This window comes from Alteromonas sp. 1_MG-2023 (genome assembly GCF_030547075.1).
GTDB lineage: Bacteria > Pseudomonadota > Gammaproteobacteria > Enterobacterales > Alteromonadaceae > Alteromonas.
The window spans coordinates 292,565-310,562 of the sequence record NZ_JAUOQH010000002.1 but is presented as its reverse complement, the minus strand read 5'-3'; the positions used below and the strand labels follow the sequence as shown (position 1 = coordinate 310,562).

12 protein-coding genes and 1 pseudogene are annotated in these 17,998 nt (G+C 43.1%); 9 read left to right on the top strand and 4 right to left on the bottom strand.

The genetic code is table 11. From position 1 onward, the window contains the following. Positions 1–26: 26 nt before the first annotated feature. Positions 27–1,220 carry an MFS transporter gene (locus Q4561_RS03295; RefSeq protein ID WP_303457566.1) on the bottom strand — a complete coding sequence of 398 codons (1,194 nt, stop codon included), beginning with the start codon at positions 1,218–1,220 and terminating at the stop codon, positions 27–29. Between the two features lie 51 nt (positions 1,221–1,271). After that, on the bottom strand, positions 1,272–2,375 hold the full coding sequence (locus Q4561_RS03290; RefSeq protein ID WP_303457564.1) for an NADH:flavin oxidoreductase: 1,104 nt from the start codon (positions 2,373–2,375) through the stop codon (positions 1,272–1,274). A 333-nt stretch (positions 2,376–2,708) separates the two neighbouring features. Between Q4561_RS03290 and Q4561_RS03285 the strand changes: the two genes are divergently transcribed. From Q4561_RS03285 to Q4561_RS03275, 3 genes are all read left to right on the top strand, one after another. Further along, positions 2,709–3,353, top strand: a complete 645-nt coding sequence (locus tag Q4561_RS03285; protein WP_303457563.1) for an energy transducer TonB — start codon at positions 2,709–2,711, stop codon at positions 3,351–3,353. A 276-nt stretch (positions 3,354–3,629) separates the two neighbouring features. Further along, complete coding sequence (locus tag Q4561_RS03280; RefSeq protein ID WP_303457562.1) at positions 3,630–4,196, top strand: sigma-70 family RNA polymerase sigma factor; 567 nt, start codon at positions 3,630–3,632, stop codon at positions 4,194–4,196. After that, the gene (locus tag Q4561_RS03275) at positions 4,193–4,864 is read left to right on the top strand and encodes a hypothetical protein (RefSeq protein WP_303457561.1); all 672 of its coding nucleotides are present in this window, start codon (positions 4,193–4,195) and stop codon (positions 4,862–4,864) included. Before Q4561_RS03280 ends, Q4561_RS03275 begins: the two co-directional genes overlap by 4 nt. A gap of 142 nt (positions 4,865–5,006) precedes the next feature. On the opposite strand, the gene cdd is transcribed toward Q4561_RS03275, so the two are convergent. After that, entirely contained in the window at positions 5,007–5,414 is a 408-nt protein-coding gene (cdd, locus tag Q4561_RS03270; RefSeq protein WP_303457560.1) for a cytidine deaminase, read from the bottom strand. A gap of 129 nt (positions 5,415–5,543) precedes the next feature. On the opposite strand from cdd, the gene nlpI reads away from it, so the two are divergent. Then, positions 5,544–6,437: a lipoprotein NlpI gene (nlpI, locus tag Q4561_RS03265; RefSeq protein ID WP_303457558.1), complete on the top strand. Its 894-nt coding sequence runs from the start codon at positions 5,544–5,546 to the stop codon at positions 6,435–6,437. A gap of 13 nt (positions 6,438–6,450) precedes the next feature. After that, a complete protein-coding gene (locus Q4561_RS03260) occupies positions 6,451–8,262 on the top strand; it encodes a tetratricopeptide repeat protein (protein WP_303457557.1) in 1,812 nt (603 codons plus the stop codon). Between the two features lie 41 nt (positions 8,263–8,303). Here Q4561_RS03260 and cysZ read toward each other — a convergent pair whose 3' ends face one another. Then, positions 8,304–9,050, bottom strand: coding sequence for a sulfate transporter CysZ (gene cysZ / locus Q4561_RS03255; RefSeq protein ID WP_303457555.1), 747 nt, complete (start codon positions 9,048–9,050; stop codon positions 8,304–8,306). A 243-nt stretch (positions 9,051–9,293) separates the two neighbouring features. Between cysZ and smc the strand changes: the two genes are divergently transcribed. The 4 genes and pseudogenes from smc (at position 9,294) to Q4561_RS03235 (ending at position 17,769) form a co-directional block, all read left to right on the top strand. After that, positions 9,294–12,761, top strand: a complete 3,468-nt coding sequence (gene smc / locus Q4561_RS03250) for a chromosome segregation protein SMC (protein ID WP_303457554.1) — start codon at positions 9,294–9,296, stop codon at positions 12,759–12,761. 20 nt (positions 12,762–12,781) lie between these two features. Beyond that, on the top strand, positions 12,782–14,383 hold the full coding sequence (gene zipA, locus Q4561_RS03245; RefSeq protein ID WP_303457553.1) for a cell division protein ZipA: 1,602 nt from the start codon (positions 12,782–12,784) through the stop codon (positions 14,381–14,383). Positions 14,384–14,618: 235 nt separating this feature from the next. Further along, positions 14,619–15,647, top strand: a pseudogene (gene ligA / locus Q4561_RS03240) (NAD-dependent DNA ligase LigA); the annotation flags it as partial. 187 nt (positions 15,648–15,834) lie between these two features. After that, positions 15,835–17,769, top strand: a complete 1,935-nt coding sequence (locus tag Q4561_RS03235; protein ID WP_303457551.1) for a BRCT domain-containing protein — start codon at positions 15,835–15,837, stop codon at positions 17,767–17,769. Positions 17,770–17,998: the final 229 nt, after the last annotated feature.

Genomic DNA, 17,998 nt, shown 5'->3' with positions numbered 1-17,998 from the left:
CGAAATAAGCTTGAACCACTAGCGCTTTAGTGTCGTGTTTTAAATTTCAGAGTGAAGAAAAACAATAGCAAGTAGCAGGTAAACGAAAACCAATAGGGTAGGGCCGCGTCGATTGAATAGAGGTAAGAGCCTAATAATGGCCCTACTGCAAAACCTAGTGGCGGACAGGCGCCAGCAATGCCTGCTACTGCGCCTTGTTCATCGGAAGCGACGGCAATCGATACCCCTGCCATGAATCCCGGCCCCGCTATTCCTAATCCCAAACCCAATACACACATTGCAAACATGAACTGTGTTTTAGTTTCACCCATCGCCAATATTGCAAACGCCAACATCATAATAGGCATTGAAAGCCTAAGTAATGTAAAAGGGCGTAGCTTTAAGCGGGGAATAACGAGCATTTGGACGAACAATGCGGATGCCGCTGAAATCATTAAACTAAAACCGACAACTTTCGCGGTATCGGTACTGTTAAGTGAAAAGATATCTTGAAAACGAAAAGCAATGGTTTGCTGAACAATGGCAAAGCCCATGAAAAGTAATACGCCCGCGAGTATGAGTGGGAATATTCGAGGGTCGGTGTATTTCAGTTTTTGGGATGTAGAGGTGTGAGTAGTATTTGGCAATACTGGTAAGGAAAAAATAGCTAAAACAGCAACTGCTACAGTAACGCCCACCGAGAAATACAGTGGCATTAACAAGCTGATACTGGCTAGTAGGCCACCTATGGCTGGCCCCAAGATAGAGCCAATATTGGTAGCTGCACCTAGGGCACCCATACCCTTTACTCGCTCTTCTACCGTAGTAACATCTGCCATATAGGCGCTGGCAGAGGGTGACACCGCTGCCATCACGGTGGCATTTGCTACACGGGTAATGATGAGCAGTATTAGTGCTGCAAGAGGGACAAGAAGCCCTAGCAGAGCTGCCTGAAACACACCAGCAAACACTAAGGTGCCAGAGGAGTAGCCAAATAGCCCAATCAGTAACACTTTTCGTCTTCCCCAACGATCGCTAGCACGCCCCCATAAGGGGCTAACTAAAAATAATGTTAGGGAAGAGCAAGAAATAATAGCCCCAATCTGTACTTCTATTAAGCCAATTTCTCGGCCTAATGGTGCCAGTATGGCAAACAGCACGGTTTGGGCAAATCCTATGGCCGCAGCCGCTAAAAGCAGTGTATTTTTAGCTAACTTATTAGACGGCGTTGGCTGTGTCATAGGTATACTTATTTTGAACGCATGGTGTACGTAATAATCCGGTAAAAATTACTACGACAATGACGCTAGCGCTTTACCAGAGAACTGTTCCAGTTCATCAAGTTGGTTGTTCTTAATTTTGTTTGCCCAGTTAGGATCTTGTAACAACGCACGTCCTACAGCAACTAAATCAAACTCACCTTTGTCTAATCGCTCAATCAAATCATCGATAGCGCGGGTGTTTGAACCTTGACCTGTAAACGCACCAAAGAAATCTTCATTAAGGCCAACAGATCCCACTGTAATGGTAGGCTTTCCGGTAAGTTTTTTCGTCCAACCGGCTAGGTTTAAATCACTACCTTCAAACTCATTTTCCCAGTAACGGCGCTGTGAACAGTGGAAAATATCGACGCCTGCATCGCTAAGAGGCGCTAGGAATTCTTCAAGCAGTTGAGGTGTTTCTGCTAAACGTGCAGTGTAATCTTGTTGTTTCCACTGTGAATAACGAAACACAATGGGGAAATCAGGCGATGTTGCAGCGCGGATTGCTTTAATAATTTCAACTGCAAAACGGCTACGGTTCGCCATGCTACCGCCCCATTCATCGGTACGTTCGTTAGTGCCGCTCCAGAAAAATTGGTCAATAAGATAACCGTGGGCGCCATGAATCTCTATACCATCAAACCCGATGCGTTTTGCATCTGATGCCGCTGTCGCGAAAGCACTGATCACCGATTCAATATGTTGTTGTGTCATCGGCTCTGCGCCTTGCTTGCCTGGTTTAAACAAACCCGAAGGACCAGCACTTGGTAGTTCAGGGAACGGTGCTTTTTCAGCAACACGTGCCATACCCACATGCCATAGCTGAGGCATAATTTTACCACCAACACTATGCACGGCTTTTACGGTTTCTTCCCAGCCAGCTAGCGCTTTGTCTCCATGAAATACAGGAATACGATGGCTCATATTAGCTACCGGGTCGTTTACCGTAGTACCTTCCGTAATGATTAAACCAGTACCCCCTTCAGCCCGGCGGCGATAATAATCGGCAACATCTGATGTTGGCACGCCCTCAGGAGAAAACTCACGGGTCATTGGTGCCATTACAATTCTATTGTCTACAGATAACCCTTTATTGTTAAAAGGGGTAAATAGTGATTGGGTCTTGGTGGTCATGGGTAATTTTATTCCATATTAATGCGTGTGAATGGCATTTAAAGTTCGAATGGCTAGAAACGCACATCAACACACGCAGCAAAAATTTCAGCGAAATTAAAAATTTAAGGCCTTCATTCTTAATTAGCCCTATCCCACTTAATGGGTATGTTTCGCAAATTTACAAATGAGGCATTTGTAAAAAGGACATAGTATTACCGTGAGGTATAGAGTCAATTTACCAATTTGAATGGTCATACCAGTGGTTTCAGACATGCATTGTTTTAAATAGATGAAAAAAATATCACCCCGTCTTGAACGGTGATTCGTTAAGTAAGAAAACGGGAGATAATAATGAACACATTTTCACAAGCAAACCCATTTATATCCACTAGTTTTAAGCCAATTGGCTACATAGTGTTGAGCATACTTATTACCTTTGCTCTATTTGCCATAATGGCGAAGCTAATAGAAAACAATCAGGTTGGGGTTAAGGTAACCGAGTATCAAACTGTAGGGCCAGTAGTTCTTAGTATTGATGATCCTAAGGTTATTGTACGTACGCCAATCAAGCCGATGGAAAAGCCTGTAGCTCAACCCCCTATGGAAATACCAAAAGCGGACCCTACGCCCAATGATTCAAATCCAACATTTTCGTTTAAACCACAGTTCACTACCACTAAAGTGAATATAAACCCTAACTTTCAGAGTGGGAAAGGGGATATGCAGGCTTCTCCACAATTTCGCGTAGATCCTGCGTTCCCTCCTGAGGCAATGAGAGACGGTATAGAAGGGTGGGTGAAGTTAGGTTTTACCGTAGCATCAAATGGGACTGTGCAAGACATTCATATTATTGAAGCTGAGCCTAAACGGGTATTTGATCGCGCCGCACGCCGGGCATTATCTAAATGGAAATATAAGCCAAAAATGGAAAATGGTGTGCCAGTCGCTCAACATGATATGTTTGTATTATTAGAGTTTCGTTTTGATGAATCCTAGCAGTAGCCCGGCAAGACTGTCAGCAAAGATTGTCAGCAAAGATTGTCAGCCTGATCGCCGGTAAAGGCCGTTACGAAAAGATTGTCAGCCTGCTCGTCAGCAAAGATTGTCAACAATGACTGCCCGTATTTTGGGGCGCTGTTGATAGATTCTGCTTTTATATAGCAGCGACATATGGATAGAGCGTGTTTTTAGGTAACAACATGTTGTCGTTACGGTTGCCTTGTAGGCAATAGCGCTTAGAAAACGTCGTATTTTCAATAGGGGGGCATGCGTATGAGTTATGCAGGGGCAGGGCTGCTTATATCGGTAAAGGATTGGTTTAGTTCGCCTTCTAGCGCCGAAAGTTTGATGGATAGATATGTGCGCACAGGAGAACAAAAAGCGCTATCTGCTTTATATGATCAGCACAGCAATGCGCTTTATTATTATTTACTGGTCATGAGCAATGCAGACATGGCGGCAGATATCACCCAAAAAACGTGGGTTAAAGTTATTGAAAAAAAGCATTTATATCGACATGAAGGTAAGTTTTTGGGCTGGCTATTTACTCTTGGTCGTAACACCTTGTTAGATGAATTCAGAAAACAATATCGTCAAGACAGCCACAGCAATCAAATTGATAGTTTGGTTGCAGATGAAAGCGCGCTAGACGGTACACCCGATTTTCACCAGTTATTAAGGCAGCTTCCGTTTGAGCAAAAAGAAGCGTTTTCGCTACAGCAAGAAGGGTTCAGTATTCATGAGATAGGGACAATATGTGATGTACCCCATGAAACAGTAAAAACTCGCCTTCGTTATGCTAGAGAAAAGCTTAAAAAAGCGTTGGAGACACAATCATGAATGACGAAAATGAGCAATTTCGCCACGCGTATCAGCAAAGTAAAAGTCAGTATAAGGTGCCAAGCCGCATTAAACGTAGTGTGTTGAATAACGCGAGTGGTCATTCATATTCGCACTTTTGGCAAAAACTAGGCGTATGGCATAAAGAGTGGTTTGCTTTTACCGCCGCCGCATTTGTGTTGGTTTTATTAATAGGCATATACGATTTTAAAAGCCAAGTTAACGAGGGTTTTGACGTAGCAGACAATGGGCTTGTAGGCAACGAAGCTCTAAATAACAAAGCTAAAGGCATCAGCTTAAACACTACAAAGTTCGGACCAATAGAAGTAACGCTTGAAGTTCATGGCTTTAAGGATGAAATTGCCAACGTACAGGTTGCCGATTACAGCAAAAAATATACTGCTTACAGCCGAGCCTACGAGCAACAATTAGCGACGTTTAAAGCGGTAAGCACTCGGGTAGCTACACTCACAAATGTAGATAATCAGTGGACGTTAGTTGACTGTACCTCAAAACGCATCACGCTTTCTGACAGTCTTGTAGCAAGTATGCGAGAACACCAGAGAATTGCGACTGGTATTGAAATTGGCGATCAAGTTGCACTAGCGTTTAATCAAAACGGTTTTATATTGAATATAACGCGTTCAACGATCCCTAAAATGTGCTGATAACACAGCAAACCTAAGCGGTTATTGTTTGATGAATAACCGCCTACGATGCTTGTTTTTACTTTATTTTAGTTAAATTTAATGGGTAACCGCTTAGCAAAAATTTTATTAGAAACACTAAAAATAGTGTTTCTAATCGCAACTATTTACCTAAATCGTGAGCTCTAAATGCATTTGGCAGTAAGTCACCTATTGTGGTTTCATGGGTTTCACCCGATTTAGTAACCATCACCACAGGGGTATCGTCTGGGGCAAATTCTGCAATTTTCTGGCGACAACCACCGCAGGGGAAACAAAACTCATCATTTTGACTTGCCACTACAATAGAATGAATACGTTTATGCCCATGACTAACCATATTTCCAATGGCGCTGGCTTCGGCGCATTGGCTAAGAGGATAAGCGGCACTTTCAACGTTGCAGCCAGCAAAAATATCACCAGAGTCGGTAAGGACAGCTGCACCTACTTTAAAATTTGAATAGGGTGAGTGAGAGTGTTGTTGAACTTGTTGTGCTTGTTCTATCAGTTTTTTTATCTTTTTATTATCCATAACTACCTACATTCTCCCGACTTATAACTTTACTTTTTACACTAAATGCGAGAAGGTTGGCGGCATATAAAGCCGCTTACACATCTGTAACGCGGGATGTTTTTTCCTACTTAAGAATGCTTTTTTACCATGCGTCGAAACGTTAGTCTCATCTTTTTTTTCATAGTTGTCGGTATTTTAGGCGGTTGTGCTCAAACTCCAGAAGTTTCTAGCCAACCACAAATGGGTAATTTGCTGCTTGCAGAGCCTGCGCCGGTTAATCCTCGCTCTGAAATGGCTATTGCCCGTTACAACCAAATTTTAGGTAGCAGTGCCTTGTCTGATGAAGACAAAGCAGAGCTACACCTGCAACGTGGAATGCTGTACGACAGTGTTGGACTAGGCGGGTTAGCGCAATTTGATTACAGTCAGGCGATTAATCTTAAGCCCGATTTTGCAGAAGCCTATAACTCTATGGGTATCCATTACATTCAGCAAAACGACTTTATTCAAGCTTACGACTCATTCGATTCTACCCTAGAGATTAATCCCGAATACGACTTTGCCTTTTTAAACCGTGGTATTGCTTTGTATTATGGCGGTCGCTCTGAACTGGCCATCGAAGATTTAGGCATGTTCTTACAAAAAGACAATTCTGACCCTTTCCGAGCGCTGTGGGCCTATTTTGCTCACTACGATTTGTCGCCAGAAGAAGGGCAAGCGTACTTAGCTGCTATTCGCCCAGAATTGAACAACGAACATTGGGCAACCACGCTTACCGATTTATTTTTAGGTGTGGTAGATGAAAATGCGGTACTGAATTCATTACTTGATGGTGTTAAAAGTCAAAAAGCATTAACCGACAGATTGTGCGAAGCGTATTTCTATTTAGGCAAGTACCACAGTCAAGATGGAAATAACGGCATTGCGTCTAATTATTTCAAGTTAGCCCTTAGCACTAACGTTTTTGACTATGTAGAACATCGTTATGCTCGTATGGAGCTTAACCGACTTCGTCAAAGCTCTACAGACGCTGAAGAGTAACAGCGCCTAAACAATGCGTGGATTAACACTAGCGATAATAGCGCTGCTGCTAATAGCGGGCGACAGCGGCCGTTATGCGCAGCAATTGGTACGCAATGCAACTAGTGCTATACACGCTTACGATGACTCTCTTTCTACTCAGTCGCAGGCATCCGAGCCAGCAACGCCTGAAATCGCTGACTCTGAGCCAGCTACGTCTAATAGAACTGAGCCAGCCACTTCTGAACAAGCTACTTCTGACCAAGCAACTTCTGCTCAAGGCACCTCTGTGCCAGAGTCCACTGATACTTCTGACAACGCCCCAACCTCATCAAACGTTTCCAAACCCATCAAAGACAGCGTGTATGCGATGCTGTGGCTTGCGGCTCAAAATGAACAAGGTCAAAGCGACAATTTAGCGAATGAACAAGCACAATCGCTGCTAGTTGAACTTGCAAGTGAAAACCATGCCAATTATTGGCTAGAACAACTTGCTTCAATCAATAACGCTGACGCCGCTTGGGCCTTATATCAATTACTGGGCGAAGAGGCCGCTTCCGACCGATTAATTCGCCTAGCCGCCCTTGGGAATGTTGCCGAGGCTCAGTTAGCTTTTGCGATGGCAACTGAAAATCCTGACAAACGCGAAAAGTGGTTAATTAGAGCAGCCGAGCAGGGTTATATGCCAGCGCAAGCCGCATTAGCTGATTGGTATTTGCTTCACGCTCAACCAGGTTTGGCCAAACCATGGCTTGAAAAAACTGCCATGCAAGATATGCAAAGTGCATTTAAATACGGCAGATTGCTGTGGGATGAAAACAATCGCGAAGATGCGAAAAGCTATATTCTGCGTGCAGCGAAAGAAGGCCACAAATTAGCGCAACAACTATCGTCGGTGATAAATCGCTATACCCCCACCACGTCATCCCGCGTGGCTAACTACAATTGGCAATCAAAGCCTGTGTGCTATCAGCGCATTCAGCTTGTGGCCACCTCCTTAGCCACTATTGCCCGTGCCGATAGATTGTACAAAGATTACCTGAACGATGAGCGACTCAGCGAACTTCCGCTTTGTATTGCGCCGCCTATCTGGCTAGAAAATAACGTACTTGATTGCCATGCTAATTTTAATGGCCAAGGTAACCTTGCTTGTAATGTGAAGCCCCTCGCCCCACTGGTAGAAACACGGAATATTACTCATGCTATTGTGGTGTCAGAGCAAGGTAAAGCCAATGTTCAAAACGGTGTTATGTACCTAGATATTAGTGATTCGTATACCGTGATGGTGCATGAGTTGGCGCATTTTGCCGGTTTTATTGATGAATATGCATTGTCGAGAAACGCTGCAAGGCGTTACTGTTCTAATGAAGGCATAAGTACCTTTGCTCCACCGAACTTAACCATGGATGGCGCTATTGCTTATCATCCTCAAAATACGGTAAATCGTTGGGAGACAAAGGCGAAAAATGAATTTTTACCGCTGCGGGTTGGTTTTGCTAAAACCTGTGGCGAGATTAATGTCACTAGTTACAAGCCTAGTCGAGTGATCACCTTTATGGAACATCACGATAGCGGTGTTATCCCAGACTTGTATTTATCTTTATGGCAAGACCAATTAGCCAATCCTAACGCGCAGCGCCCCATTTCGATGAACTTGTTTCAAGCTTTTCATCAAAACGGTGAAACGAACCAAGCGGGGCAATGGCTTGCGGCTTACGAAAACCACAAAGCCAGTATTGATTTAAACGCCACGGCAACATCCGCTGAGGATGCAGCTGATACTAATACGGATACTGATTCAGAGGCCGAACCTGCTAGCACTGTTGAGACAGATTCCGATGACTAAAGCGTTAAGTTCTATTGCTTTATATCAAGTCACGAGGCCAATTAAAGCTTAGCTAAGGCTTGGCTTCGCAATTCACTTACCCACATAGAGGTAGCACCACAAATAGCTACCGGCATCACGATGAAGTTCACTACCGGAATAAGCGAAAAGATATTTACCATAACGCCGAACGACATACATTTACCTTTATGTTGTGAAAGGTGGTTTTGCATGCGCTTAAAGTTAATCTTATGGTTGTCGTATGGGTAATCGCAGTATTGTATTGCCATCATCCAAGCGGAAAACAGGAACCACAAAATTTGCCCAAATACAGGTACAAATATAAACAATAGTAGAAAACCAATGGCTCTAGGAATGTACCAAAACAGTTTTGTGAACTCTCGGCCTAAGGTACGAGGAATGTCTTTAACTAGGTCGAGTAATCCATCGTCACCCATGTCTTGCCCTGTTAAATGGCGCTCTACTTTTTCTGATAGTACACCGTTAAAGGGGGCGGCAATCCAATTGGCCAAAGTACCAAAAATTAGGGCGAAGATCAGCAATACACTTATTACTGCTAATGGCCATAAAAAGAAACTGATCGCAGTTTTAATCCAACCCAGCCATTCAGGCACCATATCAATCACATAGTTAATGCCATATTCAATTTGGCCGAATAAAAAGTAAAAAGCGGTGGAAAAAAGTAGAATGTTGATAGCTAAAGGTACAAACACAAAGCGTTTAAGGCCTTTAGTTTTAATTAATGAAAACCCTTCAAAAAAATAATGTATACCACTTCGCGAACTCATCATTACTCCATTATTCGGTTTTACTGAGACTTTTTGACATGAACAGTATACGTAACACCATAACGCAAGCGAAATGGTAATTGTTACAAGCTGTTAGATTTGATAAAGTTCATCACATAATAACAATCATAAAAATGTGCTTTCTATGCACTTAGCCAATACGCTAAATATTTCTTTTATAACGCTTAACCCCAATGCGCGGGGCATCTTTTGTTATGCACCTATAGTGCGTAAGGTGTAATTGTGCGTTTAAAAAAGATTAAATTAGCGGGCTTTAAGTCCTTTGTCGACCCCACCACTATTCCTTTTCCCAGTGAGATGACAGCGGTTGTCGGACCCAATGGGTGCGGTAAATCCAACGTAATTGATGCCGTGCGCTGGGTGTTAGGAGAGAGTTCGGCTAAGAACTTGCGTGGCGATGCCATGACAGACGTTATCTTCAATGGTTCTACCGCACGTAAACCCGTAGGTCAATGCAGTGTTGAATTGGTGTTTGATAACAGTGCAGGGCGTATTGGCGGTGAATACGCTACCTATAGTGAGCTATCGGTAAGACGATTAGTTACCCGAGATGCCCAATCTACTTATTTTCTTAACGGCACTAAGTGTCGACGCCGTGATGTTACCGATCTATTTCTAGGTACCGGATTAGGGCCGCGCTCATACGCTATTATCGAACAGGGTATGATTTCACGGCTCATTGAATCTAAGCCTCACGAATTGCGGGTGTTCATTGAAGAAGCGGCCGGCATTTCTAAATACAAAGAGCGCAGACGAGAAACTGAAAACCGTATTCGTCACACTCAAGACAATTTAGACCGCTTAAATGATGTGCGTGATGAACTTGGTCAGCAACTTGAGAAGCTACAGCGTCAAGCGGCGGCGGCTACTCGTTATAAAGCATTGCGTGAAAAAGTTCGTGAGCTTAAAGGTGAACTCGCGGGCCTTCGTTTCCTAAAAAATAACGAACAAATTGAACGCCTACAGCTTGGGTTGAAAGGTCATCAGCAAGCGCTTGATGCGTTAGTGGCGCAGCAGCAGGGCGACGAAGCGGGCATGCTCACCTATAAAGAGCAATTGGCGCAACATAAACAAGCCGCCGATGATGTACAGCAGCAGCTATTTACCACCAGTAATGCCATTACTCGCATTGAACAAAACGAATTGCATAGCCAGCAGCGCAAACAGCAAATTGAAGCTGAGCTTGTTACCCTTAACGAGCAAACAAACCTATTGAAAGTGGGCTTAGAGGAAGCGACTCAAGCGTTGACTACATCTAAATCGGGCTTAGATTCCTTATTGCCAGAGCAAGAAATAAATGATGAAGCGTTGGCGCAAGCCAAAGAGATGTTTGATAACGCAGAACAAGACTTACGTGATTTCAGTGCTCAAAGCCGCGAGCACGAACAGATTTATCACCGCTTGAAGCAAGAAGTGCAAACTTGTCATAGTCAAATTCAGTCCACAATGAATATGCAACTTCGTACTACGCAGCGCATCAATGAACTTAACGATGAGTTGAATCAGCTAGATACAGAAGACACCAGTGAGCATATCCTATTATTAACGGCGCAAATTGACGAAGCCGAAGTGCAGGTTAATGAAGCGCTAGCGCAAAGCAACAATACCGCGGCAAAGGTAGTAAGTTGCCAGCAGGTGCTTGCACAAGCAGAGGCGAACCACCGAAAGTTAGAGGGCGAACGTCAATCTCTACAGTCTACCATTGCCGCATTATCTGCATTACAAGATGATGCTGCTACCAGTAACACCGATGTGCATAGCGATTTACAGTTATTGTGGCAGCAGCTAAACGTACCCGAACATTTAAACGACTGTGTAGAAACCGTGTTGCGGTATTGGCATCAACCTTATGTTGCGGGTTCGCTTAATATAAAAGAACTGGTCAGTCACATTACGATGTTGCCAATGGGCGGGCGAGTATTTTCTCAATCAGCGCTTACCGACATAAAACAACCTCATACTTTGGCAGCAGCCTTACCTAATAGTCGTGTGCCCAATGCGTTTAATCAGATTTTATTATGTGAAACTAATACAGACGCGTTAGCCAAGGTTGGCTCCCTTGGTGAGGGCCAAACCGCACTTTCTTATGAAGGGCTATGGTGCGGGATTGACTGGGTGGTGCGAGGCGGTGAAGTTGAAAACAGTGTACTTCATAGAGCATCTAGGCTTGCTGAACTGCAGGAAAGCTTAAACCGAATTGAAGGCGGCATAGGGCTAGCCGAAGCAAAAGTAGAGGAAGCTAAAGCGCTAGTTAGCCAGGTTACTGAAGAAAGTGAAAATCAAAAGCTTACCTATGAGAATGTAAAAAATACTTTGGTACAGCATACTAATGCTATGTCTGTTTTGATGATGCAAAACGAACAATTGACAGCGCGTAGTACAAAATTACAAGACGAGCTAGGCAAGCAAAATGGCCTATTGAGCAAAGAAGACGCGCAGCTTGTTACACTCTCTGGGCAGCTTGAAATTCATGAAGCTCAGCTCTCGGAGTACGAAGAGCGGGTTAACGATGCACAAAACAACCGAGAGCAGTTCGACAATAAAGTGGCTCAACTTCGCAGCAAGGTCGAATCGTTAACCCATCAAGCACATGAGATGGCGTTAAAAGTTCAGCAATTGGAAAGTCATCAAAATTTATATGCTCAACAGGTAACGCGTAACCAGCAGCAGTTGACAGATTATCAATTAAGGCGAGATACGCTGAATAAAGAGTTAACAGACTTGTCAGCGCCACAGGCCGTTCAAAAAGTGCAGTTGCAAGAACTGCTTACGCAAAAAAATGAGTTAGAGAGTAAGCGTTCTGAGTATCAATCTAAGCAGGATGATATAGAGCAATTACTGCGTGAGTCAGAAAAAGGTCAGCAAGCGCTGGCTAAAGATATTCAAGAACGCACGGGTAATATCGAAAAGCTGAATATTGATATTGAAGGGTTTAAAGTGCGTGCTTCCGCTATTTTGGAGCAACTCGAAGACAGTAAACAGTCACTTAAATCTATTCTTGAAACTATGCCGGACGGCGCTGATGAAACCAAATGGCAGCAAGATCTCGAAAACACGCAAGCAAGTTTATCCCGATTAGGTGCAGTGAACTTGGCGGCGGTAGAAGAATACGAAACTCAATCGGAACGAAAGTTACACTTAGACACTCAATATAACGATTTAACCGATGCGTTAGAAACATTACAAAGCGCAATACGTAAAATAGATAAAGAAACCCGTACCCGTTTTTCTACTACGTTTGAGCAAGTGAACCAAGATTTGAAAACCCTGTTTCCGAAAGTCTTTGGTGGGGGCTCTGCGTATTTAGCCTTAACTGACGATGACTTACTGGAAACTGGGGTGACTATCATGGCACGACCACCTGGTAAGAAAAATAGTACAATTCACCTTTTAAGCGGTGGAGAAAAAGCGTTAACCGCTTTATCATTGGTATTTGCGATATTCAGGCTTAATCCAGCGCCTTTTTGTTTGCTGGATGAAGTAGATGCACCGTTAGATGATGCGAATGTTGGGCGTTTTTGTAACTTGGTTTCAGAAATGTCGCAAACGGTGCAGTTTATTTATATCACCCACAATAAGATTGCAATGGAAATGGCAAGTCATTTAACCGGTGTTACCATGGCCGAACCTGGTGTATCTAGAATGGTAGCGGTTGATGTTGACGAAGCGATGGCTTTTGCAGAAGCATAACAAAGGGCGACGAAGCTAAAATGGAAGATGAATTACGTCTAGCACTATTGTTTGCAGGTACCTGCTTTATAATTGCAGTGCTTGCACACGGTATTTGGAAAATTCGCAAAAACACTAAGCCGAGCAGTAAGCCTCGACTTGAACCTAGGCAGTGGGCAGATACCGGCGACGATGCATCCCACGACAGTGAATCGGGAACACGATCACATTCTGAAGGGTTTGACGAATTAGGTATTGGCCAAGTGCGAGTGGTTAGCTCAGGTAGTGACGAGCGAAATCAATCAAATAGCGTTAGTGTTAGCGACGAACAACATGCTGTTGATGAGTATAATAACGACAGTAGTAGCCATCATAGTCAAGCGTCGACAGGCTCTTCCAAAGCGAAAAGTTTTTATGGTAGCGATGATAGCGCTGGCAGCAGACGGCCTGAGCAGACATCTCATGATGGCAGCAAGGTTTCTGGTAGTGTTTCATCGCCAGACGAAGCAGATGATGATTTTGCAACAGTGTCTGACGACAATGATAACGCTAGCAACTCAAACGCAGCCACAGAAGATAAGTCATCAGAAAAAAGCGCACCTAAAGAGAAGGTAGCCGACAAACCTAAGCTCTATGGTTCAGTGGTTTCTAATCCAAAACCACATTTACAAGGCGCTGCTGCCGCGTCTAGCGAAGATGAAAGTTTCAGTGCTAACGCTTTCCCAGAACCTCCAGGCTTTCTATTGCGAGAAAGCGACGATGAGCCCTCAGTCCAAAGTAATGCAGCCAGCACCGACAGCAGAGAAAATAGCGCACCTCAAGGTAGTAATAACAGCCAATCTGCTTCAAGCGAGCATAAATCGCCTGAAGTAGATGATTTCAGTTTAGATTCTCCGGACACACAACCTTCGGTAAGTGAAACTTCTGAAGGAAACGTGGGCACGGAAGGTGCGAAAGGTGCGGAAATCCTTAGTGCAAGTGGATTAGGCGAACAAGCAAAACGCTTTATGAAAGGCAAACGCAGCAAACCTATTTCTCGCAAGCGCCAAGAGCCAAAACTTGGCGACGATCAAATGCGCATTGATTTTGACGACAATGTAGCGAGTGCTGCGAATACGGCTAACAACACAGAGGAAAGAGCTAACAGCCAAGCAGGCGGCGCTAGTGCGTCTGAAAGCCAGTCACAAAACGCCGATGCTACGCAGCAAGTTGACCAAGAAGTTCTAGTGCTAAACGTAAAAGCACCAGAGGACGGCCCTATAGCTGGAGCGGCCTTGTTACCCATGTTACTTACTTTGGGTTTCAAATTTGGTGACCAGGACATTTTTCATCGCCATGTAAATTCAAACGGCAAAGGTCCGGTGTTATTCAGCCTAGCCAACATGTTTAAGCCTGGTATTTTTGACATTGATAACCTTGAGACGTTTAACACTCAAGGCGTATCATTGTTCATGATTTTGCCCATTGAAGGCGATCCGCATCAAGTTTTCAACATGATGCACAATGCTGCTAGAAAGTTGGCTGACGAATTTGGTGGTCAAGTGCTTGATGGGCGTCGCAGTGTGTTAACCAAGCAAGGGCTACAGCAGTACATGGAGAAAATACGAGAGTTTGAACGCAAACGTATGATCACTCGTCAGTAACAAACCTTTTCTATAATTTGCAAATAGGGCCTGACTTTTTAGCGGCCCTTTTTTATTTGGTCATGCTACCATTAGGGCAGTGGTTTTTCGTTGTTTAGCTTCACCCATTTACATTATGTAAAGGCGCAGCCTCTGTGTAAGTAACTCAACACAAAACAAGTCAATGCAAAACAAAAACAGTGCAACGAACCAAACATAACAGCCATTTTCTTTAAAATTACATGCAAGTATCATCATGTCAGACACGTTAGAACAAGCAAAAGCCCGCGCCGAATCACTTCGAGGGCAAATAAACGAATACAACTATCAATATTATGTGCTCGATGCCCCAACCGTGCCCGATGCGCAATACGATAGAGATATGCAAGAGCTCATTAGTATTGAGAAGCAATATCCTGAATTGCAGAGTGTGAGTTCGCCAAGTCAAAAAGTAGGGGGCTCTGCACTTTCTGCCTTCGAACAAGTTACTCATGAAGTGCCAATGTTATCTTTAGATAACGCGTTTGATGATGTGTCGTTACTGGCGTTTGAAAAACGTATTTATGACCGCCTGAAAGATAATAAAGAACTGGCCTTCAGCTGTGAGCCAAAACTAGATGGCTTAGCGGTAAGTATTTTGTATGAAAACGGCGAAATGGTGCGCGCTGCCACGAGGGGGGATGGCCAAGTAGGCGAGAACATCACCACCAATGTACGTACTATTGCCAACGTACCGCTTAAATTACGCGGCGAAGACTACCCATCTCGACTGGAAGTTCGCGGCGAAGTTTTCATGCCTAAAAAAGGCTTTGAAGCGCTTAATGATTTTCAGCGCGCTAATGACGGCAAAGTTTTTGCCAACCCGCGTAACGCAGCGGCGGGAAGCCTTAGGCAGCTTGATTCAAAAGTGACCGCGAAACGCCCGTTAATGTTTTACGCTTATTCTCTTGGCGTAGTTACCCCTGATGATTTTGAATTACCAAGCCGCCATAGTGCGCGTTTGGCACAATTAGGTGATTGGGGCATTCCTTTATGCCCAGATATCGATACGGCTGATGGCGGCAAAGGCTGCTTAGACTACTACCAGCGCATACTAACCCTTCGTGACGACTTACCTTACGATATTGATGGCGTAGTGTTTAAAGTAGACGATATTAGTGTTCAACAAACATTAGGCTTTGTTGCGCGAGCACCACGCTGGGCGATTGCACAGAAGTTTCCTGCTCAAGAAGAAATCACTAAGCTTTTAGATGTAGAATTTCAAGTTGGGCGCACTGGCGCAATGGGTGTCACCATGGACAAAATTGTTTCAAATAGATTTGTTCAAATACTCAAGTTACATTATTTAATTAATGTCTTCACAAAAGATCTCAACGATACCCTTACATCGTTTTTCCAAACGGATATTTATCAGCCATCATTAGGGTATAACAATACCACCTTAGTTGTTCGTTTAAATGGAGGGCTTTGATATGCTGAATATTGACTTTACCAAAGAACAATTGGAAATATTGAATGACATAGGTGAAGAATTTAAGCCAGAAAAATTAGTATCGTTGTTCTCTCGGTCAGACTTAAATACTGAAGAGTTAGTATTTATTCTAAAAGCATCCAACGCCCTTTATCGGGCGGGTAGTCCGATTCTGTCAGATAAGCAATATGATATATACATTTCATTATTGCGAGATCAAAATCATCTTCATCCATACCTTAACACTGTTGAGCCAGAGCCTTTAATTGAGTCTAAAACAGTCGAACTTCCAGAAAGAATGTTGTCAACGGAAAAAGCATATTCACTTCAAGATATCGAGAAGTGGGTAAAGAGAATACAAAAAGCAGCTCAAGAGACGAATGTACCTGAAGAAGAGATTGATATTAGGGTGACACCTAAACTCGATGGTTATGCAGCCTTTGATGACGGTGATACTCTATATACCAGAGGGGATGGTTATAGAGGACAAGATGTAACAAGAGCATTTAAACGCGGATTGAAGGTAGCCAACTCCGGAGAGCGTGGTTTGGGGCCCGGTGAAATAGTCATTAAAAAAAGTTATTTCACTGAGGTACTCAGTAGTTATTTTGAAAATTCTAGAAATATCCAAGCCGCTATTATAGCTGAAAAGAAGGTTGATAACAGAATCCAGAAGGCTATAAAAGATGGCGCATGTGTATTTTATCCCTTCGCTCTTCTTAAAAATAATACAGTCAAAATTTCGGTGTTGATGGATGAGTTTGAATCAATCGTTGAGGGTATTTGGAGTTCGGTAGACTTTGATGTGGATGGTGTAATTTTAGAGACTACAAATGAGACTATTAAAAAGTATATGGGCGCGACAAGACGTAACCATAGGTGGCAAATAGCATTTAAAGTAAATGAAGAATCTGCAAATGTCGAAGTAGTTAGGGTTATACCACAAACATCAAGAACTGGAAGGATAGCACCTGTAGCCGAACTTGTGCCAACGAAATTAAGTGGAGTCACTATAAGCAGAGTGACAGTTCACCATTACAACATGGTCAAAACAAATGGCGTTGGAGCTGGCGCTATAATTAGGTTGGTGAGAAGTGGTTTAGTAATTCCCAAAATTGAAGAGGTCTTAACGAAGGTTGCACCTGATATTCCTGATTCATGCCCCAGTTGCGGATCTCATTTGTTGTGGGAATCAGATAATTTAATTTGTCCTAATAAAATAGACTGCCCCGCGCAAACTGAAAACACCTTAGTTCATTTTTTCAAAACTCTTGGTAATAATGATGGGTTTGGGTCTAAGACGATTGAAAAGCTGACCAGCTTTGGAGTTAAATATATCCATGAAATATATGGCTTAGAAGTTGACGATTTCTTAAGGATTGGCTTTGGTGAGAAGACGGCGATAAATTTATTTAATCAACTCCAAGCGAGCAGAAGTATTGAGATTGAAGACTGGCGATTCCTATCTGCGTTTGGGGTTAGCCGGTTAGGTTCAGGGAATTGCGAAAAACTTCTAGAACATCATTCATTAGTTAGTTTATTTGAACTCACAGTTTCTGACATGATCCAAATTGATGGATTCGCTGAAATTAGCGCTGAGGCTATTAAAGAGGGTTTAGAAAATATAAGGGAAGAATTTTTTAAGGTTTATGATTTAGGCTTTGCATTAAGACCAACAGCTATAGAAAATACTGAAAAATTGTCATCACCGATATCTGGAGCAATAATCGTTTTTACAGGCACTATGATTGAAGGTTCCCGATCAGATATGGAAAAGAAGGCTAAAGTCCTAGGCGCAAAAGTTGGAAAATCGGTAACTTCAAAGACAACTTATCTTGTGACAGGCGATAAAGTTGGCGAAACTAAAATTAACGCAGCAAAAGACAAAGGAGTAAAAGTTTTGTCAGAGCAGCAGTATCTTGACTTTATTAGGTAAAGCTCCTTTATTGATTTGGCGAAATGGGTAACACGGTTGTAAGAATACACGATAATTAAAATAGGTTTTCCCGTTAGTCAGACCAATAAATAATCTAACGACAAATCGGGCTCATGTAATGCAGCATGTTCAAAATAATTTTCATTTATTTTATTAATATTTGAACATGCTCTAATTAACATGTTCATAAGTCTTAATTTAATTCATATTGCGACCTCAATAAATAGCC